Origin of the sequence: Streptomyces sp. NPDC058646, assembly GCF_042716875.1 — a bacterium.
GTDB lineage: Bacteria > Actinomycetota > Actinomycetes > Streptomycetales > Streptomycetaceae > Streptomyces.
Window position 1 is genome coordinate 54,667 of sequence record NZ_JBHXRK010000011.1, and the last position, 23,132, is coordinate 77,798.

Annotated in this window: 21 protein-coding genes and 3 tRNA genes; 13 read left to right on the forward strand and 11 right to left on the reverse strand. The window is 73.3% G+C overall.

What is annotated here, in order from left to right; genetic code table 11:
* Positions 1-94: 94 nt before the first annotated feature.
* The gene (locus ACFWUZ_RS15605; protein WP_384372321.1) at positions 95-673 is read left to right on the forward strand and encodes a TetR/AcrR family transcriptional regulator; all 579 of its coding nucleotides are present in this window, start codon (positions 95-97) and stop codon (positions 671-673) included.
* A gap of 128 nt (positions 674-801) precedes the next feature.
* On the forward strand, positions 802-1,035 hold the full coding sequence (locus tag ACFWUZ_RS15610) for a hypothetical protein (protein WP_384372323.1): 234 nt from the start codon (positions 802-804) through the stop codon (positions 1,033-1,035).
* 618 nt (positions 1,036-1,653) lie between these two features.
* Here ACFWUZ_RS15610 and ACFWUZ_RS15615 read toward each other — a convergent pair.
* Entirely contained in the window at positions 1,654-2,112 is a 459-nt protein-coding gene (locus tag ACFWUZ_RS15615; RefSeq protein WP_384372325.1) for a winged helix-turn-helix transcriptional regulator, read from the reverse strand.
* 96 nt (positions 2,113-2,208) lie between these two features.
* On the opposite strand from ACFWUZ_RS15615, the gene ACFWUZ_RS15620 reads away from it, so the two are divergent.
* Positions 2,209-3,129, forward strand: a complete 921-nt coding sequence (locus ACFWUZ_RS15620) for an NAD(P)-dependent oxidoreductase (RefSeq protein WP_384372327.1) — start codon at positions 2,209-2,211, stop codon at positions 3,127-3,129.
* Between the two features lie 36 nt (positions 3,130-3,165).
* On the opposite strand, the gene ACFWUZ_RS15625 is transcribed toward ACFWUZ_RS15620, so the two are convergent.
* From ACFWUZ_RS15625 to ACFWUZ_RS15635, 3 genes are all read right to left on the reverse strand, one after another.
* Complete coding sequence (locus ACFWUZ_RS15625; RefSeq protein ID WP_384372330.1) at positions 3,166-4,065, reverse strand: EI24 domain-containing protein; 900 nt, start codon at positions 4,063-4,065, stop codon at positions 3,166-3,168.
* Positions 4,066-4,129: 64 nt separating this feature from the next.
* Entirely contained in the window at positions 4,130-4,552 is a 423-nt protein-coding gene (locus tag ACFWUZ_RS15630) for an organic hydroperoxide resistance protein (RefSeq protein ID WP_384372332.1), read from the reverse strand.
* A 66-nt stretch (positions 4,553-4,618) separates the two neighbouring features.
* On the reverse strand, positions 4,619-5,641 hold the full coding sequence (locus ACFWUZ_RS15635) for an NADP-dependent oxidoreductase (protein WP_384372334.1): 1,023 nt from the start codon (positions 5,639-5,641) through the stop codon (positions 4,619-4,621).
* Between the two features lie 110 nt (positions 5,642-5,751).
* On the opposite strand from ACFWUZ_RS15635, the gene ACFWUZ_RS15640 reads away from it, so the two are divergent.
* Positions 5,752-6,174, forward strand: a complete 423-nt coding sequence (locus tag ACFWUZ_RS15640) for a MarR family winged helix-turn-helix transcriptional regulator (protein WP_384372336.1) — start codon at positions 5,752-5,754, stop codon at positions 6,172-6,174.
* A 13-nt stretch (positions 6,175-6,187) separates the two neighbouring features.
* Here ACFWUZ_RS15640 and ACFWUZ_RS15645 read toward each other — a convergent pair whose 3' ends face one another.
* Positions 6,188-6,946: a hypothetical protein gene (locus ACFWUZ_RS15645; RefSeq protein WP_384372338.1), complete on the reverse strand. Its 759-nt coding sequence runs from the start codon at positions 6,944-6,946 to the stop codon at positions 6,188-6,190.
* Positions 6,947-7,024: 78 nt separating this feature from the next.
* Here ACFWUZ_RS15645 and ACFWUZ_RS15650 point away from each other — a divergent pair, with 78 nt between their 5' ends.
* The gene (locus ACFWUZ_RS15650; protein ID WP_384372340.1) at positions 7,025-7,636 is read left to right on the forward strand and encodes a hypothetical protein; all 612 of its coding nucleotides are present in this window, start codon (positions 7,025-7,027) and stop codon (positions 7,634-7,636) included.
* Here the strand turns inward: ACFWUZ_RS15650 and ACFWUZ_RS15655 are convergent.
* Positions 7,633-8,343 carry an esterase/lipase family protein gene (locus ACFWUZ_RS15655; protein WP_384372342.1) on the reverse strand — a complete coding sequence of 237 codons (711 nt, stop codon included), beginning with the start codon at positions 8,341-8,343 and terminating at the stop codon, positions 7,633-7,635. The two genes, ACFWUZ_RS15650 and ACFWUZ_RS15655, sit on opposite strands and share 4 nt — an antisense overlap.
* A gap of 209 nt (positions 8,344-8,552) precedes the next feature.
* Between ACFWUZ_RS15655 and ACFWUZ_RS15660 the strand changes: the two genes are divergently transcribed.
* The 3 genes from ACFWUZ_RS15660 to ACFWUZ_RS15670 all read left to right on the forward strand — a co-directional run bounded on the left by ACFWUZ_RS15660 (position 8,553) and on the right by ACFWUZ_RS15670 (position 12,887).
* On the forward strand, positions 8,553-9,590 hold the full coding sequence (locus ACFWUZ_RS15660; protein WP_384372344.1) for a rod shape-determining protein: 1,038 nt from the start codon (positions 8,553-8,555) through the stop codon (positions 9,588-9,590).
* On the forward strand, positions 9,587-11,224 hold the full coding sequence (locus ACFWUZ_RS15665; protein WP_384372346.1) for a GAF domain-containing protein: 1,638 nt from the start codon (positions 9,587-9,589) through the stop codon (positions 11,222-11,224). The genes ACFWUZ_RS15660 and ACFWUZ_RS15665 overlap by 4 nt, the downstream gene beginning before the upstream one ends.
* Positions 11,225-11,519: 295 nt before the next feature.
* Positions 11,520-12,887 (forward strand): carboxyl transferase domain-containing protein, encoded by a 1,368-nt coding sequence (locus tag ACFWUZ_RS15670; RefSeq protein ID WP_384372620.1) that lies wholly within the window; start codon positions 11,520-11,522, stop codon positions 12,885-12,887.
* Positions 12,888-12,911: 24 nt separating this feature from the next.
* On the opposite strand, the gene ACFWUZ_RS15675 is transcribed toward ACFWUZ_RS15670, so the two are convergent.
* Positions 12,912-14,180 (reverse strand): MFS transporter, encoded by a 1,269-nt coding sequence (locus ACFWUZ_RS15675; protein WP_384372348.1) that lies wholly within the window; start codon positions 14,178-14,180, stop codon positions 12,912-12,914.
* A 215-nt stretch (positions 14,181-14,395) separates the two neighbouring features.
* Between ACFWUZ_RS15675 and ACFWUZ_RS15680 the strand changes: the two genes are divergently transcribed.
* Positions 14,396-15,553 (forward strand): glutamate--cysteine ligase, encoded by a 1,158-nt coding sequence (locus ACFWUZ_RS15680; RefSeq protein WP_384372350.1) that lies wholly within the window; start codon positions 14,396-14,398, stop codon positions 15,551-15,553.
* 97 nt (positions 15,554-15,650) lie between these two features.
* On the opposite strand, the gene ACFWUZ_RS15685 is transcribed toward ACFWUZ_RS15680, so the two are convergent.
* From ACFWUZ_RS15685 to ACFWUZ_RS15695, 3 genes are all read right to left on the reverse strand, one after another.
* Positions 15,651-15,724 (reverse strand) — tRNA-Ile (locus ACFWUZ_RS15685).
* 199 nt (positions 15,725-15,923) lie between these two features.
* A tRNA-Asn gene (locus tag ACFWUZ_RS15690) sits at positions 15,924-15,996 on the reverse strand.
* 5 nt (positions 15,997-16,001) lie between these two features.
* Positions 16,002-16,074: transfer RNA gene (locus tag ACFWUZ_RS15695), tRNA-Asn, on the reverse strand.
* Between the two features lie 145 nt (positions 16,075-16,219).
* Here ACFWUZ_RS15695 and ACFWUZ_RS15700 point away from each other — a divergent pair.
* The 4 genes from ACFWUZ_RS15700 (at position 16,220) to ACFWUZ_RS15715 (ending at position 21,908) form a co-directional block, all read left to right on the forward strand.
* Positions 16,220-16,516 (forward strand): YtxH domain-containing protein, encoded by a 297-nt coding sequence (locus tag ACFWUZ_RS15700; RefSeq protein WP_384372352.1) that lies wholly within the window; start codon positions 16,220-16,222, stop codon positions 16,514-16,516.
* Between the two features lie 115 nt (positions 16,517-16,631).
* Complete coding sequence (locus tag ACFWUZ_RS15705; RefSeq protein WP_384372354.1) at positions 16,632-18,080, forward strand: FGGY family carbohydrate kinase; 1,449 nt, start codon at positions 16,632-16,634, stop codon at positions 18,078-18,080.
* Between the two features lie 175 nt (positions 18,081-18,255).
* The gene (locus tag ACFWUZ_RS15710) at positions 18,256-19,989 is read left to right on the forward strand and encodes an ABC transporter ATP-binding protein (protein WP_384372356.1); all 1,734 of its coding nucleotides are present in this window, start codon (positions 18,256-18,258) and stop codon (positions 19,987-19,989) included.
* Entirely contained in the window at positions 19,986-21,908 is a 1,923-nt protein-coding gene (locus ACFWUZ_RS15715; protein WP_384372358.1) for an ABC transporter ATP-binding protein, read from the forward strand. The genes ACFWUZ_RS15710 and ACFWUZ_RS15715 overlap by 4 nt, the downstream gene beginning before the upstream one ends.
* A gap of 77 nt (positions 21,909-21,985) precedes the next feature.
* On the opposite strand, the gene ACFWUZ_RS15720 is transcribed toward ACFWUZ_RS15715, so the two are convergent.
* Entirely contained in the window at positions 21,986-23,062 is a 1,077-nt protein-coding gene (locus tag ACFWUZ_RS15720; RefSeq protein ID WP_384372360.1) for an RNA polymerase sigma factor, read from the reverse strand.
* Positions 23,063-23,132: the final 70 nt, after the last annotated feature.

A 23,132-nucleotide genomic window follows, 5' to 3' on the forward strand; every position in this document is an offset into this window, starting at 1 on the left:
TGTTGCCTGTAGAGCGGTAGGGTTCGTGATGCATTCGTGATATCGACGTGTCGTACGGTCCTTCTGACAGCGAGGCGGAAAGGGGTGCCGGGGCATGGTCAGGGCGAGGAGCGAGGAGCGGCGCGGCGGGATCGTCCGCGCGGCCCTCGAAGTGATCGCGGAGCGCGGCTACCGGGGTGCGTCCCTGGGCGCGGTCGCCGAGCGCGTGGGCCTGACCCAGCAGGGGCTGCTGCACTACTTCCCGACGAAGGAGGCACTGCTGGTCGCGGTGCTGGAGGAGCGCGACCGCTGGGACACGGGCGGCGGCTCGCGCGCCTCGGCCGACTCCTGGCGCCTGGACCTGCTGGCCTCGCTGGTGGACTACAACGCCATGCGGCCGGGCATCGTGCAGACCTTCTCCGCCTTGCTGGGCGAGAGCGTCACCGAGGGCCACCCGGCACGGGAGTTCTTCACCGAACGCTACGCACAGGTCCGCTCGGAGACGGCCGCACTGCTGCGCGCGGAGTTCGGCGACCGCCTGCCGTCCGGCCTCACCCCCGACCAGGCGGCGCCGCTGCTGACGGCCGTCATGGACGGCCTCCAGTACCAGTGGCTGCTGGCCCCGGAGTCGGTGGACATGCCCGCCGCCTTCCGCTCCTTCCTGACCCTGCTGCGCGGTCCGGGCGGCGCTTAGGCCGGGGCGCGCGAAGACCGCCGCAGCGCAGCTGACACCTGCCTTCCCGCCGATGCCGCGCAGGCCGCCCGCCCGGCCGTCCGGGCCCGGCCATCGCCACCCTGGTCCACGGCGCGGACGGCGCGCACGTGACCACGTACCTGGCCGGCTCCCTGTACGGGACGGGTGACGGCATCGGCGAGCGGGCCGCCGTCCACCCCGGCACCGCGGCGGACCACGGTCCGTACGTCGTCCACGCCGGCCACGCCGGCCCGGCGGGACCGTGGACCGGCTGCGGCGGGGCCGCGACACGGGCTCCCTGCGGTGCGCTGCCGGCCGGGGCGGACGACCGTACGGCCTGCGGGGTGACGGCTTCGGTGTGATGGGGTGGCGGCCATGAGCGACTACGAGACGATCACGGTTCCGGAACGGCTCCACGGATACCCGGGCGTGGCCTTCGGCGGTTACGTGGCGGGCGTGCTGGCCGGCCGGGCCGCCGCGCAGAGCGTACGGGTGGACTTCCGGCGGCCCGTCCCGACGGGCGCACCGGTCCGGATCTCCGCGACCGCAGGCGGCGGCAGCGAGCTGACGGACGGCGACCTGCTGCTGGCCGCCGCGAGCCCCGCCCCGCCGGCCGGGCCGGAGGCCCCCGCTGCCCCGTCCTGGGACCGGGCCGTGGCGGCCGCCGAGGCCTTCCGGGCGTCCCCGCCGGACGGGATGGTCGACTGTTTCGGCTGCGGCCTGGACCGGACGCCCGCCACCGGACTGCGTCTGCACTGCGGCCGGGTTCCCGGAAGCGCACTGGTCGCTGCCGCCTGGACCCCGGGGCCGGAACTGGGCGGCTCGGACGGGCTGCTCCCGCCCGAGCTGGTGTGGGGTGCGCTGGACTGCCCCGGGAACGCGGCCGGACGGCTGCTCGACGGCCGCCGGGCGGGAGCGGTCACGGCCGCGCTGAACGCCCGGCTGCTGCGGCCCGTCCCGGTCGGGGAGGGGCTCGTCTCCTACGCCTGGCTGCTGACGGCCTCGGGGCGCAAGTACACCGTGGGCACGGCGCTGGCCACTTCGGCCGGTGAACTGTGCGCCGTCGCGGAGGCGCTCTGGGTGGAGCCCCGGCCCGCCGCGGCCTGAGGGGCGCCGGGCAGGAGGTGTCTGGCGCCCCACTCCCCCAGGGCTTCCAGGGCCTGGTTCAGGTCCTGGCCCAGGGGGGTCAGGGAGTACTCGACGCGCGGGGGGACCTCGTCGTACACCTCGCGGTGCACGATGCCGTCCGTCTCCAGCTCGCGCAGCTGCGCGGCGAGCACCTTCTCCGAGACCCCGGGGACCAGCCTGCGCAGTTCACCGAAGCGGCGCGGGGCCTGCTCCAGCTCCCACAGGAGCGACACCTTCCACTTGCCGTCGATCACGGACATCGCCGCGGCGATCCCGCAGTGGTCCGCACCCGGCCTGCGTGTCACGGACATCGCACACCCCTCCCACCTGCTCGCTCACCTCGGGGTAACCACCCACTCCAAGGTGCGTACTTGAGGGCCTCACCGCCCTCCACCAGGCTAAACGCCATGACCGACAACGCTCCGCAGAACCCGTCCGCCACCGCCTCTTCCGCCGCCCCCGCCCCGCTCGCCCTGCTCGGACTCGGCGACATGGGCACGGCCCTCGCCCGCACCTGGCTGGCCGCCGGGCACCCCCTCACCGTCTGGAACCGCACCGGGGCCAAGGCCGGGCCCCTGGTCGCGGAGGGGGCCGTGGCCGCCGCGACCCCCGCCGGGGCGGTGGCCGCCGCCCGGCTCGTGGTGCTGTGCCTGCTGGACGACGCCTCGGTCGGGGCGGCCCTGGACGGCGTGGACCTGACCGGCAAGGACCTGGTGAACCTGACCACCGGCACGCCGGCCGAGGGCCGTGCGCGGGCCGCCTGGGCCGAGGCGCGCGGGGCCCGGTTCGTCGACGGCGGGATCATGGCCACCCCGACGATGATCGGCGTCCCGGAGGCCGGGGGCTACGTCTTCTACAGCGGCTCGCGGGGCCTGTTCGACACCCACCGGGCCACCCTGGAGGTCCCGGCCGGGGCCCGCTTCGTCGGTGCGGACGCGGGCTACGCCGCCCTGCACGACGTGGCGCTGCTGAGCGCGATGTACGGGCTCTTCGCCGGGATCTCGCACGCCTACGCGCTGATCGAGGGGGAGGACATCGCCCCGAAGGACCTGTCCCCGCTGCTGTCCGAGTGGCTCGGCGCGATGGGCTTCTTCGTCGGCAACGCCGCCGAGCGGCTGACCACCCGGGACTTCACCACGGGGGTGGTGTCCGGCCTGGCCATGCAGGTCGCCGCCGCCGGCACCCTGCTGCGCACCGCCGAGGAGCAGGGGGTGAGCACGGAGCTGCTCTCCCCGTACCTGGAGCTGATGAAGCGCCGGCTGACCGGTGACCCGGCCGCCCACGGCGGCGAGGACACGGCCGGCGCCATCACGCTCCTGCGGGCCTGACCGGTGCCGCGCCCCCGGACCCGGGACCCGACACGGTCAGAAGCCGGGCGGGGGCGGGCCGAAGCCCTTCGCCGGTGCGGGGGCGGGCGGTGCTGCCGGGGAGGGCGCGGCCGGCTGCGGGCCGGCGTGGCCTGCCCACGGGGCCTGTTCCCCGTGGCTGCCGTGGCCGGTCCGGTCGCCGGTCTGCTGCGCCGGTTCGGCGGGCGGCATCAGGTCCCGGGCCATCAGCGTGGCGCCCGCCACCGCACCCGGCATCAGGAACACCGCGACCAGCGGCACCAGGAAGGCCAGCGCCAGCGGCACTCCGAAACCCAGGACCAGCATCCGCCGGGCCCGCAGCAGCGCCAGCCGCTGGGCCAGGTCGACCCGGCGCCGCTGGAGGGCGACGGAGGTCAGCTCCTGGGTCAGGAAGTAGCCGGAGACGCAGATCCCGAGCACGGGAACCACGGTCTGGCCGATCACGGGGATGAACCCCAGCGCGAAGAGCATGATCCCGTACAGCAGGACCCGGCCGAGCACCCGCACGCTGTCCCGCGCCGAGATCCACAGCTCCCGCCACAGGGAGAGGCCGGACTCGGGGACCTCGCCGCCCTCGCTGCGGTCGACCGCCTCCGAGAGGGACTCGTAGAACGGCTGGCCGATCAGCAGGGTCACGGCCGTGAAGGTGATCACTGCGACGAAAAGTCCGAGGCCGAAGACCAGGGCGGTCAGGAAGCCGCGGAAGAGGCCGAGCCACGGCGCGGACCAGTCGTCGGCGAAGGGGGTGGCCCACGCCGTCAGGTCGTCGGCGCCGGAGCCGAGCCCGATCAGCGCGCCGGCGTACAGGACGAGCGTCACCAGCCCGGGCAGCAGCCCGAATCCCAGCCAGCGGCCGTGCCCGAAAACCCATCGCTGTCCGGCCAGCAGATACCGGAAGCCCCCCGCAAGATCACTCATGCGGCCAGTTTACGACGGAGGCCGCACCCCGGTGCCGGGGTGCGGCCTCCATGAGCGGGCCGGATCAGACGGCGAGCTCGACGGTGATGTTGCCGCGGGTGGCCTTGGAGTACGGGCAGACCTGGTGGGCCTTCTCGATGAGGTCCTTGGCGGTGGCGGCGTCCACGTTCGGGATCACGGCGGAGATCTTGACGATCAGGCCGAAGCCCTCGTCGTTCTTGCCGATGCCGACCTCGGCGGTGACGGTGGAGCCGGTGATGTCGGCGTTCTCGTTCTTGGCGACGACACCCAGGGCGCCCTGGAAGCAGGCGCTGTAGCCGGCGGCGAACAGCTGCTCCGGGTTGGTGCCGGCGCCGCTGCCACCGAGCGCCTTCGGCGGGTTCACGACGACGTCGAGCTGGCCGTCGTCGGTGGCGACGCGGCCGTCACGGCCGTTCTCGGCGGTGGCGACAGCGGTGTACGCGACATCGGAGTACTGGATGGACATGTAAGAAGATCCTCCTGGTGAATCGCCGCGACTCGCGCCCACAAATCGCAACGGTGTGGGGTGAGCCTAACCGGTGAAAGAAACGATCATCTTTCCGGTGTTCTCGCCGCGCAGCATGCCGAGGAAGGCTCCGGTCGCGTTCTCGACGCCCTCGACGACCGTCTCGTCGTACCGCAGCTCACCGGAACGCAGCCATCCGGCGACGTCCTGGACGAACTGCGGCTGCAGTCCGGCGTGGTCGTTGACCAGGATGCCCTGGAGCCGCAGCCGCTTGCCGATGACCTGCATGAGGTTGCGGGGGCCGGGGGCGGCCTCCGTGTCGTTGTAGTGGGCGATCGCACCGCAGAGGGTGGCCCGGCCCTTGACGTTCAGGGAGGAGATGGCGGCCTCCAGGTGGTCCCCGCCGACGTTGTCGAAGTAGACGTCGATGCCTTCGGGCGCGGCCTCCTTGAGCTGCTCGCCGACGGGGCCGTTCTTGTAGTTGAAGGCGGCGTCGAAGCCGTACTTCTCCGTGAGCAGCGTCACCTTCTCGTCCGAGCCGGCGGAGCCGATCACCCGGGAGGCGCCCTTGATCCTGGCGAACTGGCCGACGAGGCCGCCGACCGCACCGGCCGCGCCGGAGACGAAGACCGCGTCCCCCTCCTTGAAGGAGGCGACCTCGAAGAGTCCCGCATAGGCGGTCAGGCCCGGCATGCCGAGCACGCCGAGGTAGGCGGGGAGCGGGGCGAGCGAGGCGTCCACCGTGGTGGCGTGCTTCGCGTCGAGCTCCGCGTACTCGCGCCAGCCCAGGCCGTGCAGGACGTGGTCGCCCACGGCGAAGCGCTCGTCGGCGGAGGCCACGACCTCGCCGACCGCCCCGCCGTCCATCGGCTTGTCCAGCTGGAAGGGCGGGACGTAGGACTTCACGTCGTTCATCCGGCCCCGCATGTACGGGTCCACGGACATGTGCAGGTTGCGTACGAGGATCCGGCCGGGCGCGGGCTGGGCGGAGACGGGGACCTCGCGCAGGGCGAAGTCCTCGGCGACGGGCCATCCCTGCGGACGGCGGACGAGGTGCCACTCACGGCTGACGGCGGGGATCTCGGACATGCGGCGCTCCTGAGGGGAAAGGCGGTGCTTCACCGAAAAGTACTTCACAACGTGAAACAACCATGCGCCTGGATATTTCATGTTGTCAAGTAAATGGGTACGCTGGATCCATGCCCAGTCGTCGCGCAGACCCAGTGACCCTCGAGGTCGTCGAACTCATCGGTGACGTCGTGGCCCGCTACCACGAGGAGTACGAGCACGCCGCCGCCCGCCACCAGCTCACCGGCGCCCAGGCCCGCGTACTGGGCCTGCTCTCCCTGGAGCCGCTGCCGATGCGCCGCATCGCGCAGAAGCTGAAGTGCGAGCCGTCCAACATCACCGGCATCATCGACCGGCTGGAGTCCCGCGGCCTCGTGGAACGCCGCCCGGACCCGGCCGACCGCCGGGTGAAGCTGGCCGCCCCCACCGAGGAGGGGCTGCAGACCACGGACCGGCTGCGCGAGTCGCTGGACTTCGCGCGCGAGCCCCTGGCCGGGCTGTCCACCGCCGAGCGGGCGGTGCTGAGGGACCTGCTCAGGCGGATGCTGGGCTGACCCGGCCGACCTGCTAACAGCCGAAGATCTGCCACCACTGGCACGGCGCCTTCGTCGGCGTCGGGGACGGTGACGGGGCGGGCGACGGCGGAGGCGCCACCGGCGTCTTCGTGGGGGTCGCGGTGGCACCGGACGAGGGCTTGCCCGAGCCGGTCGGCCCCGCGGTACTGCTCCCCGGGCCGGGCGTGCCGGAAGCCGGACCCGAGGTGGCCGGAGCGGGCGCGGAGGACGTCGGCCCCGGCTGCGTGGCGCCCGGGGAGGCGGTCCCCGTCCCGTCCGGCTTCGGGGCCCCCGTGCCGGGCTTCGCGGATCCGGAGGGCTTGCCCGACCCCTTGCCCGACGGCGCTGCGGCCGTGGGCAGGTCCGGCGCCGGGACCGGCTGCTGCGGAGGGGCGTCGTCGGTCAGCACCACCCTGGCGGCCCGGTCGCTGCCCTCTCCGTCCGCGACCATCCGGGCCGCGGCCAGCGTGCCGCCGGTGGCGAGCAGCAGCCCGAGCCCGACGGTCAGCACGGTCCGGCGGCGCCTGCGGTGCGAGGCGCGGCGCCGGGCTCCGGGCACGCGCTCGCCCGGCCCGGACAGCACGACCAGCGAGTCGGCGTGCACGTCGGCCGGCGTGGAGTGCTGCGCGGGGGCGGCCTCCTCCGCGTAGGGGGTGGCGGGCACGTCCGGCACGGCCGGGGCGGCCGGCATCAAGTACTGGGCCGGGGTTCCGCAGCCGGCGCACGCGAGTGCTCCGTTGAGGTACCTCTGGCAGGCGGGGCAGTAGTTCATGGCGCCCGCAGGCTACGTGGTCCGCGGCAACATCCGGATCCCGGGAACGTAAGGATCCTGTGTGGAATCGTGGGCCCCATGACAGCGAACCCGCCTCCCGGCGCCCGGGGAGCCTTCGGTCCGTACGCCTTCCAGCTGGTCCTGCTCCGGCGGATGGCGGACTTCCAGCCGGACCTCGCCGACCGGGCCCGCCACCGGCTGGGCGCCTCCCTCGCCGAGCAGCGGGAGGCCAACAAGCGCTGGCAGGCCATGGTCCGCTCGCCCCGGTCCCGCGGGGCCCTCGCCCGCTACCGCTCGGTGCTCGGCCCGCCGGAGTCCGCCGGGGCCCGCAGGATCGGCGACCTGGAGTGCGAGGCCCTGCTGTGGCCGGTGCCGCTCTGGCCGGACCTGCGCTTCGAGGTGCTGGCCGCGCCGGACGGGGCGGTGTGGAACGAGTGGCTGGTGCGGGCCCCGGGGGCGCGGGGGCCCGTACTGGAGTCGCCGGACGACCTGCTCCCCTGGGGGGCGACGGTGGACGAGGTGGCACGCGCCTTCCCGCCGGCGCGGCCGATGGAGGGCACCGCACCGACCCGCTGGCGCCTGGCCTTCGCCGCGCGGGGTCGGCCGTACGTGGCGGAGTTCACGTACGGCCTGCTCCAGCGGGTGTCCGGCGGGGACACCGGGGACCGGCCCGACCGGGAGACGGCCTAGGAGGAGAGGAAGGCGCGCACCCCCGCCGAGGTGCCGTCGTCGCCGAGCAGGTCGTTGTGCTTCAGGCAGCCGACCTGCGTGTTGGCGGCTCCGCCCAGCGGGACGCTGTCGTCCGGATTGACCACCTCGTCGCAGTTCGACCAGAAGGTCGCGTACTTCACCGCGCCCGGGGTCTCGTCCCCGGCGTTCAGGTTCTTCACCACGTAGGAACCGGGGGTCATGTCTCGGCACGCCTGGTCCCACAGGGCACAGGCCCAGGCGGTGGAGGTGCCCCGGTTGGGGCCCGCCAGCGAGACCCAGTGGTCCACGGCGGCGCCGCCGCCCCCGAACTTCACGTACCAGCGGCTCACGAGCGAGCCGAAGGAGTGCGAGACCACGTCGACCTTCGCGGCGCCGGTCTGCCGGCGGACCTCCTCGACGTACGCGCCGAGCCGGCCGGCGAGCACCTCGTTGACCGACTGGTGGGTGTCGTAACCCCAGGAGAAGAGTTCCGAGTCGGCGTACCCGGCGGCCCGGAGGTCCTCGCGCAGGCTCCCCCAGACACCCGGGTCCGCGTTGAAGCCGTGCACGAAGACCACCGGGCTGCGCGGTGATGCCTGGTCAGGGGCGGGGCCGGTGACCCGGTCGGCGGCATGGGAGGGGAAGGGCGCCAGCAGCGCCAGGCAGAGCGTCAGGAGAGCCAGCAGTCTCTGGCGGACCGTCAGCATCGGGGCTCCTTTACCTTGTTACGCGTGAGTAGCGCGTGCAGTGCGCGCATGCTGCTGCCTGTCGGTACAGAAATCCACCCCCATGCAGGCGCGAGAACCCCCCGGCCGGAGCAGCTCAACGGGCGGTGTTGGCCAAATGTCCGAGATGATAGGAAAAGCGACCGGCATTCCGCCGGTCCCTTGCGTCAGCGCTCTCGGGAGGATCTGCCGTGACCGTCAGTCTTGAGCAGTTGCGCCGCTGCCACGTCGCCGTCGACCTGGGTGCGGCCAGAACCCGCGTGTACGTCAAGGGCGCCGGCCTGGTCGTCGACGAGCCCAGCGTCGCCGCGGTGAACACGCGGACCGGCGCACTCATCGCCGTGGGGACCTTCGCCGAACGGATGACCGGCCGCACGCCCGACTACATCCGGGTCGTCCGCCCCGTCTCCGGCGGCACGGTCGTCGACATCGAGATGGCCCAGCGGATGCTGCGCCACCTGCTCGGCGAGAAGCTGCGGCGCGCCCTGCGCCGCAAGCCCCGGCTGCGGGCCGCCGCCTGCACCCCGCACGACGCGGATCCGCTGGCCCAGCGGGCGACGGTGGAGACCCTGGTCGGCCTCGGGGCCCGGCGTGTCGAACTGGTCGACACCCTGATCGCCGCGGCCGTCGGCTGCGGCCTCCCCGTGGAACAGCCGACCGCGACCATGATCATGGTGTGCGGAGCAGCCGCCACCCAGGTGGCCGTCCTCTCCCTCGGCTCGATCGTCACCGCCGAGCGGATCCCCGTCGGCGGCGAGGCCATCGACCACGCGGTGGTCCAGCACCTGCGCCACGCGCACGAGCTGATGCTGCCGAGCCAGGCCGTCCGGCCGCTCCAGCTGGCCCTGCACGGCAACGGCATCACCGCCGAGGGACCGGCCTCCACCCTCATCCACGGCCGGGACGTGGCCACCGGACTGGCCCGCTCGGTCCACGTGGACACCGCCGCCGTACGGGACGCCATCCACACCCCCCTGACCGCCGTCCTCGACGGCATCGGCAAGGTGCTGCGGGACTGCCCGCCGGACCTGGTCGCCGACCTGACGGACCGGGGGATCATGATGGTGGGCGGCAGCGCGCTGCTGCCGGGCCTGGACCAGATGCTGCGCGACGCCACCGGCATGCCCGTCGCCATCGCGGAACGCCCGGACGTGTGCGCCGTACTCGGTCTCGGCGCGATGCTCGAAGGGAAGATCGCCCCCATGGTTCTCAACCCGCTGTCCGGATGAGGGATCCGGAGCCCGGACCGCAACAGGAGCACCCGGAGCGGACACGTCCGGAGCAGGAGCCGGAGCCGGAGCAGGATCCGGATCCGGATCCGGATCCGGAGCAGTCGGGGCTTCCCGTACTGCTGGAGGCGGTGCTCAGCGTCGGCTCCGAGCTGGAGCTGCGCTCGACGCTCCAGCACATCGTGGACTCGGCGGCCGAGCTGTGCGCGGCACGCTACGTGGCGCTCGGGGTCGTCGACCCCGAGCGCGTCCGGCTGACCGAGCTGTTCACGGCCGGGATGGGCGAGGCGGAGCGGGTCGCGATCGGCCGTCTGCCGGACGGCCGCTCCGGGCTGCTCGGCGTCCTCGTCTCCGACCCGCGCCCCCTCCTGCTCGACGACCTCACCCAGGATCCCCGGGCCGCCGGCTTCCCCCCGGGGCATCCGCCGATGCGCAGCTTCCTGGGGGTTCCGATCCGGGTGCACACCGAGGTCTTCGGCAACCTCTACCTCACCGAGAAGCGGGGCGGCGGTTCCTTCACCGACGAGGACCTGGCCCTGGTGCGCGTCCTGGCCTCGCAGGCGGGCATGGCGATCGGCAACTCCCGGCTGTACGAGACCGCCCGCCGCCGGGAGCGCTGGATCGAGGGCGCCGCCGCCGTCACCACGACCCTGCTGGCCGGCCGGCCCGCGGCGGACGCGCTGAAGTGCGTGGCCGAGCGGGCCCGGCTGCTCGCCGACGCGGAGGCCGGAGTGGTGCTCCAGCCGACCCCGCAGGGCGGGATGGAGATCGTGGCCGCCTCCACGCAGGGCGAACCGGGGGACCTCGTCGGGACGGCCATCGCCCCCGGTTCGCCGGTGCTGGAGCAACTGCTGGGCGGCGAGCCGGTGTTCATCGAGGACTCGGCGACCGATCCGCGGATGACCACGCACGTCCGGAAACGGTTCGGGCCCAGCATGATGCTCCCGCTGCAGAGCGGCGGCCGGCTGATCGGCACGCTGGCCCTTCCGCGCGCCCGCGGCGGCGCCCCGTACGACGCGGTGGACCGGCTGCTGGCCTCCCAGTTCGCCTCGCAGGCCGCGCTCGCCCTCGTCCTCGCGGACGCGCAGCACGACCGGGAGCAGCTGGCGGTGTACGAGGACCGCGACCGGATCGCGCGGGACCTGCACGACCTGGTGGTGCAGCGGCTGTTCGCGACGGAGATGATGCTGGAGAGCACCCGGCGGCGCGCCGCGAACGCGCCGTCCGGCGACCCGGTGGGCGAGGAGCTCAGCCGCGCCGTCGACGAGCTGGACTCCACGATCCAGGAGGTCCGGACGGCCATCTTCGCCCTCCAGCAGCCGCCGTCCGACGCCCCGACGACCTTCCGGGGGCGGGTCCTGCGGGAAACGGGCAGCGCGGGGGTCCTGCTGGGGTTCCAGCCGTCCGTGCACTTCGCGGGCGCGGTGGACGCGCTGATCCCCGAGCCGGTGGCGGGCGATCTGCTCGCGGCCCTGCGCGGCGCGCTGGCCGCGGCGCACCGGCGCAGCGGGGTCACCTCGGTCGAGGTGGGCATCGAGGCGGACCCCGGCCGGGCCCGCCTGACGGTGGTCGACGACGGCCGCACGGAATCGGGCACCCGCGGCACGACGACGACCTGGGAGTCGGCTCTGTAGGGCCGCTGCCTTCCCCTGCCCCTTCCCCTTCCCCTCGCCCTCGCCCTCGCCGCCTTCGCCCCGACCGGGCCCCTGCGGCGGCCGGTTCTCCCGCTGCTCCCGCGCGCGGCACCCCCTAGGCCCTGTCGTCGAAGTGGCGCCTGGCCCGCGGCGTCCGGCACCGCACCTCGCCGTGTTGTCGGGGCACCCGAGTACGTCCAGTACGCGGGCACCCCTCCGCCTTGCGATGCCCGGCGCCGGACGCCGCGGGCCTGACCGGCGCCACTTCGACGACAGGGCCTAGGGTGACCGGGTGATGACGACCCGCCTCTCGGCCCGCGCGGCCATCGCCTCCGTTGCCGATCCCGGCACCTTCGCCGAACTCCCCGCCCCCCGGCGGGAGTCCCCGCCGGACGGTCCGCTGGCCTGGGCCGGCTACGACGACTCCCGCGCCCGGGCCACGGCCCGCACCGGCGAGCAGGAGTCCGTCGTCACCGGCACGGCCCGCATCGGCGGCCGGGAAGCCACCGTGATCTCCTTCGAGTTCGGCTTCCTCGGCGGCTCCCTGGGCCAGCGCACCGGTGACCGGCTCGAAGCCGCCTACAGCCACGCTCGGGAACACCGCCTCCCGCTCGTCTCCCTCATCGCCACCGGCGGCTCCCGGATGCAGGAGGGCATGCTCGCGCTGACACAGCTCCAGCGCGTGGCCCGCCAGGGCGTCCTGACCCGGGCCGCCGGGCTCCCGCAGATCGCCGTGCTGCGCGACCCGACCACCGGCGGCGGCTGGGCCACCCTCGGCGCCGGGGCCGACGTCGTCCTCGCCCTCCCCGGGGCCCAGGTCGGCTTCGCCGGGTCCCGGGTGCGTCCGGCGGACGCGGACCCGGCGGCGTACTGCGCCGAGGGACAGTACGCCGCCGGGCACGTGGACGCCGTCGTCGCCCCGGCAGACCTCCCCGGGACCCTGGCCGGCTGGCTCCGGGTCCTGGCCGCGCCCCGCGCCGAGGGGCCGGCCGAGCCCGTCGAGCCGCCGGCCGCGCTGGCGGGCGCGGAGCCGCCGGAGACCGGCTGGGACGCCGTACTCCAGGCCCGCCACCCCGGCCGGCCGCACGCCGAGGCCTACCTGGACTCCTACTTCGGCCTGCGCCTCCCGCTGTCCGGGGACCGGGCCGGCGGCAGGGACCCGGGCATGCTGTGCGGGTTCGGTCTGCGGGAGGGGCGGCCCGTGGCGTACGCCGCCCAGTGCGGCACCGCCACCCGGCCCGCGGGCTACCGTACGGCCGCCCGGGTCGTCCGCCTCGCGGACCGGCTGGGGATCCCGGTGCTCACCCTGGTGGACACCCCGGGTGCAGCCAACGACGCCGCCGCCGAGCACGCGGGCGCCGGAGCCGCCATCGCGGACGCCTTCGCCGCGCTGGCGGCGGCCTCGGTCCCGGTCACCACCCTGCTGATCGGCGAGGGCGGCTCGGGCGGCGCCCTCGCGCTGGCCGCGCCGGGGAACACCTGGGTCACCCCGGACAGCTACTTCTCGGTGATCGCCCCCGAATTGGCGGCGGCCATCCTCAAGCGCCCCCCGACGGCCGCCCCCTCCACGGCGGGCCAGCTCCGCATCCGCCCCCAGGACCTGGTGGCCCTGGGTGTGGCCCGCGGCATCGTGAGCCCGGCGGCGGACCGGGACGGGGCCTGACGAGAGGCGGTCCGCGGGACCCCGCTACGCCTGCGGAGACCGGGCGTCGTACCGGGCGAAGCCCCGCCAGCGCAGGGCCAGCAGGCCCAGCACCAGCACGCACCCGAGCCCGCCGCCCGTGACGGCCACGGTCGGGGAGGCCAGGCCGGCGGCCGTCCCGGCGAGGAAGTCCCCGAGCCGGGGCCCTCCCGCGACGACCACGATGAAGACGCCCTGGAGCCGTCCGCGCAGCTCGTCGGGGGTGGCGGCCTGGAGCATCGTGGTGCGGAACACCATCGAGGTGGTGTCCGCGTACCCGGCCAGGGCGAGGAAGAGCAGCCCGAGCCACAGGTTCCGGGTGAGCCCGAAGACGGCGATCGCCAGTCCCCAGGCCCCGACTGCCAGCAGGATCGCCACGCCCTGGCGGTGGACGCGCCCGTGCCAGCCGGAGAACACGCCGCCCAGCAGCGCCCCCACCGCGGGCGCGGCGACCAGCGCGCCGACCGTCTTGGCGTCCCCGCCGTACCAGAGCACGGCGACGGCGGGGAAGAGTGCCTTCGGATGGGCCAGCACCATGGCGGCCATGTCGGAGAAGAAGGTCATCCGGATGTTGGGCCGGGTCCCGAGGAAGCGCAGCCCGTCCAGGACGGAGGCCCGCCCCCGCGCGCCCTCGGCGCGGTCCGGTTTCATCGACGGCAGCCGCCACATGGCGTACAGGGCGGCGCTGAAGGTCACCGCGTCGATCAGGTAGGCCGCCTGGTAGCCCCACCAGCCGACGATGAAGCCGCCCAGCATGGGCCCGGCCATCATCCCGGCGGTCATGGTCACGGTGTTCAGTGCGTTGGCGGCGGGCAGCTGCTCGGCCGGCAGCAGGCGGGGCGTCATGGCCGCCCGGGCCGGCCCGTTGAGCGCACCGCAGACGGACTGCAGCGCGACGACCGCGTACAGGAACCAGACCCGGTGGTGGTCGAGGAGCGCGGCCCCGGCGAGCGCGATCGACAGGACGGTGGACCCGAGGGCGCTGTAGAGGCCGAGCTTGCGCCGGTCCACGGTGTCGGCGACGGCCCCGCCGTAGAGCCCGAAGACGACGAGCGGGACGAGGGAGAAGAGTCCGACGAGCCCGACGGAGAAGCTGGAGCCGGTGATGTCGTAGACCTGGAGCGAGATCGCGAGGGCGGTCATCGCCTGACCCAGCCAGGAGATCGTTCCCCCGATCCACAGCCGCCGGTAGTCCGGGGAGGTGCGCAGGGGGGTGAGGTCGGCGAATATGCGCCGGCGGGGGCGTGCGGTCTCGGTCTCGGCAGTACGGGTCACAGCGGATGATAGGCGGCGGCCGTCCGCCGGTTCCTGCGGTTTTCTCCCGCGCTCACCCACCGGCCACTGTCTCCCCACCCGGACCGCGGGCCCCAGGCCGGACCGCCCCTTGCCGCTAACTCGCCACTGCCACCGGCGATTTGACCGAATCGGCGTGCGCTCCCCACCTCCTGTTCAGCTCATGATGAAAAGACTCGTATGTCCAGGGAGGCGCAGTGATCGAACCTGGCAACAGCACCACGAGCACCGGCACCGCACAGAACACGGTGCGCACCACCGTCCCCCTCACCGTCGGTGTCGAGGAGGAATTCCTCCTCGTCGACGCCCGCACCTTCCGGGTGGTCCCGGCCGCTCCGCTCGTCCTCGCCACGGCCGCCGGGCTGCCCGGTGAGCTGCACCCCGAGGGAACCCGCTACCAGGTGGAGATCTCCACCCCGGTCGCCCATTCGGCGGCCACCCTGCGCGAGGAACTCGCCGGGCTGCGCCGCACCCTCGGCGCGGCGGCCCGCGCCCACGGCTGCCGGCTGCTGGCCGCGCCCTCGCCGGTCGTGGCCGTGGAGGGGCCGCTGCACCTGACCGACGACGAGCCGCGCCAGCGCGAGCAGCACCGCCGCTTCGGCGCGCTCACCGACACCCTGGTGAGCTGCGGCCGCCACATCCACATCGGCACCCTCGACGTGGACACGGCGGTGGCGGTGTCCAACCGGGTCCGGCCCTGGCTGCCCACGCTGATCGCGCTGGCCGCCAACTCGCCGTTCTGGGGCGGCCGCGACACCGGGCACGCGAGCTGGCGCGCCATGGCCTGGGCGGGCTGGCCCTCCGCCGGGCTGCCCCCGCACTTCACGTCCACGGCCCACTTCCGGCGCTCGGTGCAGACCCTGCTCGGCTCCGGGGCCGCCCTGGACACGAAGATGGTCTACTGGGACGTCCGCCCCTCGGGGAACTGGCCGACGCTCGAGATCCGGGCGCCCGACATGTCCCCGGACATCGACACGGCGGTCCTCCAGGCCGAACTGGGCCGGGCCCTGGTGGCCACGGCCATCCGCGAGATCGCGGAGCAGCGGCCCGAGCCGGCCGTACGGGACGACGTACTGCGCCTCGCGCGCTGGCGGGCGGCCCACGACGGGCTGGAGGGCTTCGGCCTCGACCCGTACACGGGCGTCGAACTCCCCGCGGCCGACCTGGCGGAGGCCCTGCTGGACCTGATCGCCCCGGAACTGGCCGCCTCCGGCGACCTCGACCACGCGGCCAGGACCATGGCGGGCCTCCTCCGGGGCGGCTCGGGCGCCCACCGGCAGCGCGCCGCCTTCGCCCGCCGCCAGGACCTGTCGGACGTCCTGCGCCACCTGACGGACGAAACGGAGAACTTCTAGCCCGGCCCCTCCGGGAATCCCCCGGCGCCGGAGGCCCTCAGCCCCACAGATACGCCAAAGCCGCAGGTGCGATCGTTTCTGCACCTGCGGCTTGCAGTGGGGCGGGTGGGACTCGAACCCACGGCCGACGGATTATGAGTCCGCTGCTCTAACCGGCTGAGCTACCGCCCCTTCACGGCGTGGCGCGTACATGTGTGCGCGCCGTCTGCCGCAGCATAGCCGCTCATACGATCTCCTGCCTCGGATGCCTCGCATGATCGGCTTGGCCTGTTCAGAGAGACCGTACTGAGGGCTGCCCGGTTCCCGGACGCGGGCAGGAAAGAAGAAAAAAAGAAGAGGAGGACCCATGGGGCCTCCTCTTCTTCTCCTGCTCCCCCGGCTGGACTCGAACCAGCAACCCTCCGGTTAACAGCCGAATGCTCTGCCAATTGAGCTACAGGGGACCGCGCTCCCCCGACTGGACTCGAACCAGTAACCTGCCGGTTAACAGCCGGCTGCTCTGCCAATTGAGCTACAGGGGATTGCTGCGGTGCATCGAACAGCCCACCTCCGGCCTTGCCGGGGGGCGAGCGCCCGCTGCGAGTCATAGATTAGCGCAAGCAGGGGGGTGCTCCGCCAATCGGTATCGCCAGCGGGCCGGGCACCACACGACGAAGGGTGACAGGCATGCGGTACAAGGTCATGTTCGCGGTCGGACTGGCCCTCGGGTACGTGCTCGGAACGCGGGCCGGGCGCGAACGCTACGAACAGCTGAAGAAGTCCGCGCGGGAGATCTCCCAGAACCCGGCGGTCCGCAATGCCGCCGAGACGGCCGGGCAGAGCGGGCGCGAGTACGCCGGAAAGGCCTTCGCCGCCGTGAGCCAGAAGGTCGGCGACGTGGTGCCGGCCTCGCTGGCCGGGCGGGTACGGGGCCTGCGGGACCGGGCCGGCGCCGAGGACGACTGGGGCACCAGCAACACCTGAGTCCCGGACCGCGGGATTCCGGAGTGTCGGAGTCCGCGATGCTCCCGGGGGCCGAGAGGTCTCCGGGGGCTCCTGGGCGGTGGAGACCGGGCCTGCGTGCGGCAGAATCCTCCGTATGGGGATAGTCGCCGGGCTGGACAGTTCTTCCGCCTTCACTCGCATCGTCGTCTGTGACACCGAAACGGGTGCCGTGCTGCGCCAGGGGTACGCGCCCCATCCGCAGCCCGCCGGGGATCCCGCCGGCGCGAACCCCCACGAGACCGATCCGCAGGCCTGGCTGCTCTCCCTCGGCGAGGCCGCCGGCGGCGGGCTCCTCGAAGGGGTCCAGGCCATCGGCGTGTCGGCCCAGCAGCACGGCCTGCTGCCGCTGGACGCGCAGGGCGGGCTCGTCCGGCCCGCACTGGTCGGCAACGACAAGCGCGGCCAGGTCGCCGCCGCCGACCTCATCGAGGCCCTGGGCGGCCGCGGGGCCTGGGCCGAGGCGGTGGGTGCGGTCCCGCACTCCGCGCAGCCCCTCGCCAAGCTGGCCTGGCTGGCCCGCACCGAACCGGAGGCCGCCCGCCGGGTGGCGGTGGTGTTGTCCCCGCACGACTGGCTGGTCTGGCAGCTGCTGGGCCGGCCCGCCCGGCGGACCACCGACCGGGGCGGCGCCTCGGGCACCGGGTACTGGTCCGCGGCCACCGGCTCCTGGCGCCCCGACCTGGTCGAGCTGGCGCTCGGGCACCAGGCGCTGCTGCCGGAGGTGCTCGGCCCGGCCGACGCCGCCGGGACCACGCCCGAGGGGCTGCTGATCTCCGCGGGCACGGGCGAGACGATGGCCGCCGCGCTGGGCCTCGGGGTCGGCCCCGGCGACGCCGTGGTCTCGCTGGGGGCCTCGGGCTCGGTGATGGCCGTGCACCACGAGGCACTGTCGGAGCCGGGCGGCCTGATCACCTCGATGGCCGACGCGGGCGGCATGCACCTGCCCGTGGTGAACACCTCCAATGCCGTACGGGCCCTGCGCGGCACGGCCGAGCTGCTGGGCACCGACCTGGAGGGGCTCTCCGACCTCGCGCTGAAGTCGACGCCGGGCGCCCACGGCCTCGTGCTCCTGCCGTACCTGGAGGGTGAGCGGACGCCGAACCTGCCGCACACCGCCGGGACCCTCTCGGGGCTGCGGCGGGACTCGATGAAGCCGGAACACCTGGCCCGGGCCGCCTTCGAGGGCATGCTGTGCGGGCTGGTGGACGCGCTGGACGTGCTGCGTTCGCGCGGGGTCGGGATCCGCCGGGTGTTCCTGCTCGGCGCGGCGGCCGGGCTGCCCGCCGTACAGGCCGCCGCTCCGGGGCTGTTCGGCACGCAGATCGTGGTGCCGGAGCCGGCCGACTACGCCGCGCTGGGCGCGGCGCGCCAGGCCGCCTGGGCCCTCGGGGCGCAGCAGGGCACCCTGTCCCCGCACACCCCGCCGCTCTGGCCGGCGCCCGCGGCGCAGATCTTCGAGGCGGGCGAGGACTTCGCGGCGTGGCAGGCGGTCCGCCAGCAGTACGTCGCGACGCGCGAGGAGATCCACCCCCGGGCCTTCTGAGGCCGTCCGGCGCCCCCGTCCCCCGCCGGGATGCGGCGGGGGGAGTCCGGCGTAGGTCTGCGGCCGTGCGGAGCTACTCCTTTTGACCGGCCTTTGCGAAATCCGGTGGGGATCGGAGGGCGGTGTGGCCCAAGATGGAGGGCCCCCCTCGATCTTGCCCACCGGAGCCTCGCGCGTGCTCATACGACTTCTGCGGACCCACCTGGGCCCGTACCGGAAAACCGTCGGCCTCCTGGTCCTGCTGCAACTCCTGCAGACCGGTGCGACCCTCTACCTGCCCACGCTGAACGCGGACATCATCGACCAGGGCGTGGTCAACGGTGACAGCGGCTACATCCTGCGCTTCGGCGCGCTGATGCTCGGTGTCTCGCTGGTCCAGCTGGTCTGCAACGCGGGGGCCGTCTATTTCGGCGCCCGCACGGCGGCGGCCCTGGGCCGGGACGTCCGCGGAGCCGTCTTCGACCGGGTGCAGAGCTTCTCCGCCAGGGAGCTGGGGCAGTTCGGCGCCCCGTCGCTGATCACCCGTACGGCGAACGATGTCCAGCAGGTCCAGATGCTGGTGCTGATGGCCTTCACCCTGATGGTCGCGGCGCCGATCATGTGCGTGGGCGGCATCGCGATGGCCCTCTCGCTCGACGTGCAGCTCTCGGGCGTGCTGCTCGGCGTGGTGCCCGTCCTCGGGATCGCCGTCGGCGCGATCGTCTTCAGGACGCGTCCGCTGTTCCGGCAGATGCAGGAGCGCCTCGACACCGTGAACCGGGTCCTGCGCGAGCAGATCACCGGCAACCGGGTGATCCGCGCCTTCGTGCGCGACGCGTACGAGAAGGATCGTTTCCGGAAGGCCAATGCCGATCTGACCGGCGTGTCGCTGGCCGCCGGCAAGCTCCTCGCCCTGATGTTCCCCACCGTGATCGTGGTCGTGAACATCGCCGGCGTCGCCGTCATCTGGTTCGGTGCGATGCGGGTGGACAGCGGCGGCATGGAGATCGGCCAGCTGACGGCCTTCCTCGCCTACCTGCTGCAGATCGTCATGGCCGTGATGATGGCCACCTTCATGTTCATGATGGTGCCGCGCGCCGAGGTCTGCGCCGAGCGCATCCAGGAGGTCCTGGACACGGAGTCGAGCGTGGTCCCGCCCGCCGATCCGGTGCACGAGCTCGCCCGGCGCGGGCTGCTGGAACTGCGCGGCGCCGACTTCCGCTACCCGGGCGCCGAGGTCCCCGTACTGCGCGGGGTGGACCTGGTGGCCCGCCCCGGCGAGACCACCGCGGTGATCGGCTCCACCGGAAGCGGCAAGTCCACCCTGCTGGGCCTGGTCCCGCGGCTGTTCGACGTGACCGGCGGCCAAGTGCTGGTCGACGGGGAGGACGTGCGGCGGTTCGACCCGGAGCTGCTGGCCAGGACGGTCGGCCTGGTCCCGCAGAAGCCGTACCTGTTCTCCGGGACCGTGGCCTCCAACCTGCGGTACGGGCGCCCGGAGGCGACCGACGAGGAGCTGTGGCGGGCGCTGGAGGTGGCCCAGGCGAAGGAGTTCGTCACGGAACTGGAGGGCGGCCTGGACGCCCCGGTCGCCCAGGGCGGAACCAACGTCTCCGGCGGTCAGCGCCAGCGGCTGGCGATCGCCCGGACGCTGGTCCAGCGCCCCGGGATCTACCTGTTCGACGACTCCTTCTCGGCCCTCGACTACGCGACGGACGCGGCGCTGCGCGCGGCGCTCGCCCGGGAGACCGAGGACGCGACGGTGGTCATCGTGGCCCAGCGGGTGTCGACCATCCGCGAGGCCGACCGGATCGTCGTCCTGGACGAGGGCCGGGTCGTCGGCGTGGGACGGCACCACGAGCTCATGGCCGGGAACGAGACCTACCGGGAGATCGTGCTCTCCCAGCTGACGGAGGCGGAGGCCGCATGAGCGGGCCCGGAGGACGGATGATGGCGGGACCCGTTCAGCGGTCCCTGGACTTCAAGGGCTCGGGCAAGCGGCTGCTGGGTCAGATCGCGCAGGACCGGGCCAAGCTGTGGGGCATGGTCGTCGCCGTCGTCGGCAGCGTCGCCTTCACCGTGATCGGACCCAAGATCCTCGGCCGGGCCACCGACCTCGTCTTCGCGGGGATCGTGGGCCGGCAGATGCCGGCGGGGATCACCAAGCAGCAGGCCCTGGACGGGCTGCGCGCCGACGGCAAGGGCGGCATGGCCGACATGCTGGCCGGCACCGACTTCACCCCGGGCGAGGGCATCGACTTCGGCGCGGTCGGGACCGTGGCGGTCTGGGCGCTGGTGGTCTTCACCCTCGCGGGCCTGCTGATGCTGGTCGCGACACGGCTGTCGAACCACGTCATGAACGGCACCGTGTACCGGATGCGCGAGGAGTTGCAGGCGAAGCTGTCGCGGCTTCCGCTGTCGTACTTCGACCAGCAGAAGCGCGGTGAGGTGCTCAGCCGGGCCACCAACGACATCGACAACATCGGCCAGACGCTCCAGCAGACGATGGGGCAGCTGCTGAACTCGCTGCTGACGATCGTCGGCGTCCTGGCGATGATGTTCTGGATCTCTCCGCTGCTGGCGCTGGTCGCGCTGGTGACGGTGCCGGTCTCGGTCGTCGTCGCGGCGAAGATCGGCAAGAGGTCCCAGCCGCACTTCGTGGCGCAGTGGAAGAGCACGGGCACGCTGAACGCCCACATCGAGGAGATGTACTCGGGCCACACGCTGGTCAAGGTGTTCGGGCGGCAGAAGGAGTCCGCGGCCCTCTTCGCCGAGCAGAACGAGGCGTTGTTCCGGGCCTCGTTCAAGGCGCAGCTGGTCAGCGGCCTCATGCAGCCGGTGATGGCGTTCCTGTCGAACATCAACTACGTGCTGGTGGCGGTCGTCGGCGGGCTGCGGGTGGCCTCGGGCACCCTGTCGATCGGTGACGTGCAGGCCTTCATCCAGTACTCGCGCCAGTTCTCGATGCCGCTGACGCAGGTCGCCTCGATGGCGAACCTGGTGCAGTCCGGCGTCGCTTCGGCGGAGCGGGTCTACGAGCTGCTGGACGCGCGGGAGCAGGAGCCGGACGCCGAGGTTCCGGAGCGACCGGACACGGTGCGCGGCCGGGTCACGCTCGACAAGGTGGCCTTCCGCTACGAGCCGGACAAGCCGCTCATCGAGAACCTGTCGCTGGACGTCGAGCCGGGCCACACGGTCGCGATCGTCGGCCCGACGGGCGCGGGCAAGACCACCCTGGTCAACCTGCTGATGCGGTTCTACGAGGTCACGGGCGGCGAGATCGCCCTGGACGGGGTGGACATCGCGAAGATGACGCGTGAGGAACTGCGCACCGGCATCGGCATGGTGCTGCAGGACACCTGGCTGTTCGGCGGCACGATCGCGGAGAACATCGCCTACGGGGCCTCGCGGGAGGTCACGCGCGCCGAGGTCGAGGAGGCGGCGCGGGCGGCGCACGCGGACCGTTTCATCCGCACGCTGCCGGACGGCTACGACACCGTGCTGGACGACGAGGGCGCGGGGGTCAGCGCGGGCGAGAAGCAGCTGATCACGATCGCCCGGGCGTTCCTGTCGGACCCGGTCATCCTGGTGCTCGACGAGGCGACCAGTTCGGTGGACACCCGTACCGAGGTGCTGATCCAGAAGGCGATGGCGCGCCTGGCGCACGGGCGTACGTCCTTCGTGATCGCGCACCGACTGTCCACGATCCGCGACGCGGACGTGATCCTGGTCATGGAGAACGGGTCGATCGTGGAACAGGGCACCCATGAGGGGCTGCTGGCGTCGGGCGGCGCGTACGCGCGCCTGTACGCGGCCCAGTTCGCGCAGGCGGTCGCCGAGGTCGACTAGCCCGGACGGGGCGGCTGGACGGGGCCCCGGGGCGGGGCCGGGACGGAGGGGGGCGCCCTGCGGGGCGCCCCTCGCCGTCAGTCCAGATAGCCCCGGAGCTGGTCGGCGAAGGCGTGGTCCCGGAGCTTGCCGAGGGTCTTGGACTCGATCTGCCGGATCCGTTCGCGGGTGACGCCGAAGATCCGGCCGATCTCCTCCAGGGTGCGGGGACGCCCGTCGGCGAGCCCGTAGCGCAGCTGGACGACCTTGCGTTCCCGCTCCCCCAGCGTCGAGAGCACCGCTTCCAGGTGCTCGCGCAGCAGGAAGAACGCGGCGGACTCGGCGGGGGACGCGGCGTCGCCGTCCTCGATGAGGTCGCCGAGCGCCACGTCGTCCTCCTCGCCCACCGGGGCGTGGAGCGAGACCGGCTCCTGGGCGAGCCGGAGCACCTCCATGACCCGCTCGGGGGTCAGTTCGAGGTGGACGGCCACCTCCTCGGCCGTGGGTTCGTACCCGCGTTCCTGGAGCATGCGGCGCTGGACACGGACCACGCGGTTGATCAGCTCGACGACGTGGACGGGTACGCGGATGGTCCGGGCCTGGTCGGCGAGGGCCCGGGACATCGCCTGCCGGATCCACCAGGTGGCGTAGGTGGAGAACTTGTACCCGCGGGCGTAGTCGAACTTCTCGACGGCGCGGATCAGTCCGAGGTTCCCCTCCTGGACGAGGTCGAGCATGGTGAGTCCGCGGCCCACGTACCGCTTCGCGACGGAGACGACGAGCCGCAGGTTCGACTCGATGAGCCGGCGTTTGGCCATCCGCCCCATGACGACGAGCTTGTCGAGGTCGAGGGCGAGCTGCGAGTCGAGGTCACCGGCTCCGGCGAGCTTCTCCTCGGCGAACAGGCCGGCTTCGACGCGCCGGGCGAGGTCGACCTCCTCCACGGCCGTGAGCAGCGGGATCCTGCCTATCTCGCGCAGGTACTGCCGGAAGAGATCCGCGGAAGGTCCCGCTCCGCCGGCGCTGTCGGCGCTGCGCCTGCGCTGCTCGGGGACCTGCTCGATCAGCTCCAGCACCTCGGGCTCTTCGTCCACGGCTTCGGCCTCTGTCCCGGCCTCTTCGGCCTCCGAGGACTCGCTCACGTCCGCGTTCACGGTCAGGGTCTCGGTCTGCACGGGGGCGGCCTCCAGGGCTCCGAGGACGGGGGCACCGCACCTCAGTGTGGGGTACGGCACATCGCGGCCA

Bases quoted from the DNA above. Each gene is read 5' to 3' on its own strand.
- ACFWUZ_RS15705 (WP_384372354.1), top strand. From the start codon at position 16,632: ATGGGGATAGTCGCCGGGCTGGACAGTTCTTCCGCCTTCACTCGCATC.
- ACFWUZ_RS15715 (WP_384372358.1), top strand. From the start codon at position 19,986: ATGAGCGGGCCCGGAGGACGGATGATGGCGGGACCCGTTCAGCGGTCC.
- ACFWUZ_RS15665 (WP_384372346.1), top strand. From the start codon at position 9,587: ATGAGGGATCCGGAGCCCGGACCGCAACAGGAGCACCCGGAGCGGACA.
- ACFWUZ_RS15605 (WP_384372321.1), top strand. From the start codon at position 95: ATGGTCAGGGCGAGGAGCGAGGAGCGGCGCGGCGGGATCGTCCGCGCG.
- ACFWUZ_RS15630 (WP_384372332.1), bottom strand. From the start codon at position 4,552: ATGTCCATCCAGTACTCCGATGTCGCGTACACCGCTGTCGCCACCGCC.
- ACFWUZ_RS15625 (WP_384372330.1), bottom strand. From the start codon at position 4,065: ATGAGTGATCTTGCGGGGGGCTTCCGGTATCTGCTGGCCGGACAGCGA.
- ACFWUZ_RS15615 (WP_384372325.1), bottom strand. From the start codon at position 2,112: ATGTCCGTGACACGCAGGCCGGGTGCGGACCACTGCGGGATCGCCGCG.
- ACFWUZ_RS15700 (WP_384372352.1), top strand. From the start codon at position 16,220: ATGCGGTACAAGGTCATGTTCGCGGTCGGACTGGCCCTCGGGTACGTG.
- ACFWUZ_RS15635 (WP_384372334.1), bottom strand. From the start codon at position 5,641: ATGTCCGAGATCCCCGCCGTCAGCCGTGAGTGGCACCTCGTCCGCCGT.
- ACFWUZ_RS15655 (WP_384372342.1), bottom strand. From the start codon at position 8,343: ATGCTGACGGTCCGCCAGAGACTGCTGGCTCTCCTGACGCTCTGCCTG.
- ACFWUZ_RS15620 (WP_384372327.1), top strand. From the start codon at position 2,209: ATGACCGACAACGCTCCGCAGAACCCGTCCGCCACCGCCTCTTCCGCC.
- ACFWUZ_RS15650 (WP_384372340.1), top strand. From the start codon at position 7,025: ATGACAGCGAACCCGCCTCCCGGCGCCCGGGGAGCCTTCGGTCCGTAC.
- ACFWUZ_RS15670 (WP_384372620.1), top strand. From the start codon at position 11,520: ATGACGACCCGCCTCTCGGCCCGCGCGGCCATCGCCTCCGTTGCCGAT.
- ACFWUZ_RS15640 (WP_384372336.1), top strand. From the start codon at position 5,752: ATGCCCAGTCGTCGCGCAGACCCAGTGACCCTCGAGGTCGTCGAACTC.
- ACFWUZ_RS15645 (WP_384372338.1), bottom strand. From the start codon at position 6,946: ATGAACTACTGCCCCGCCTGCCAGAGGTACCTCAACGGAGCACTCGCG.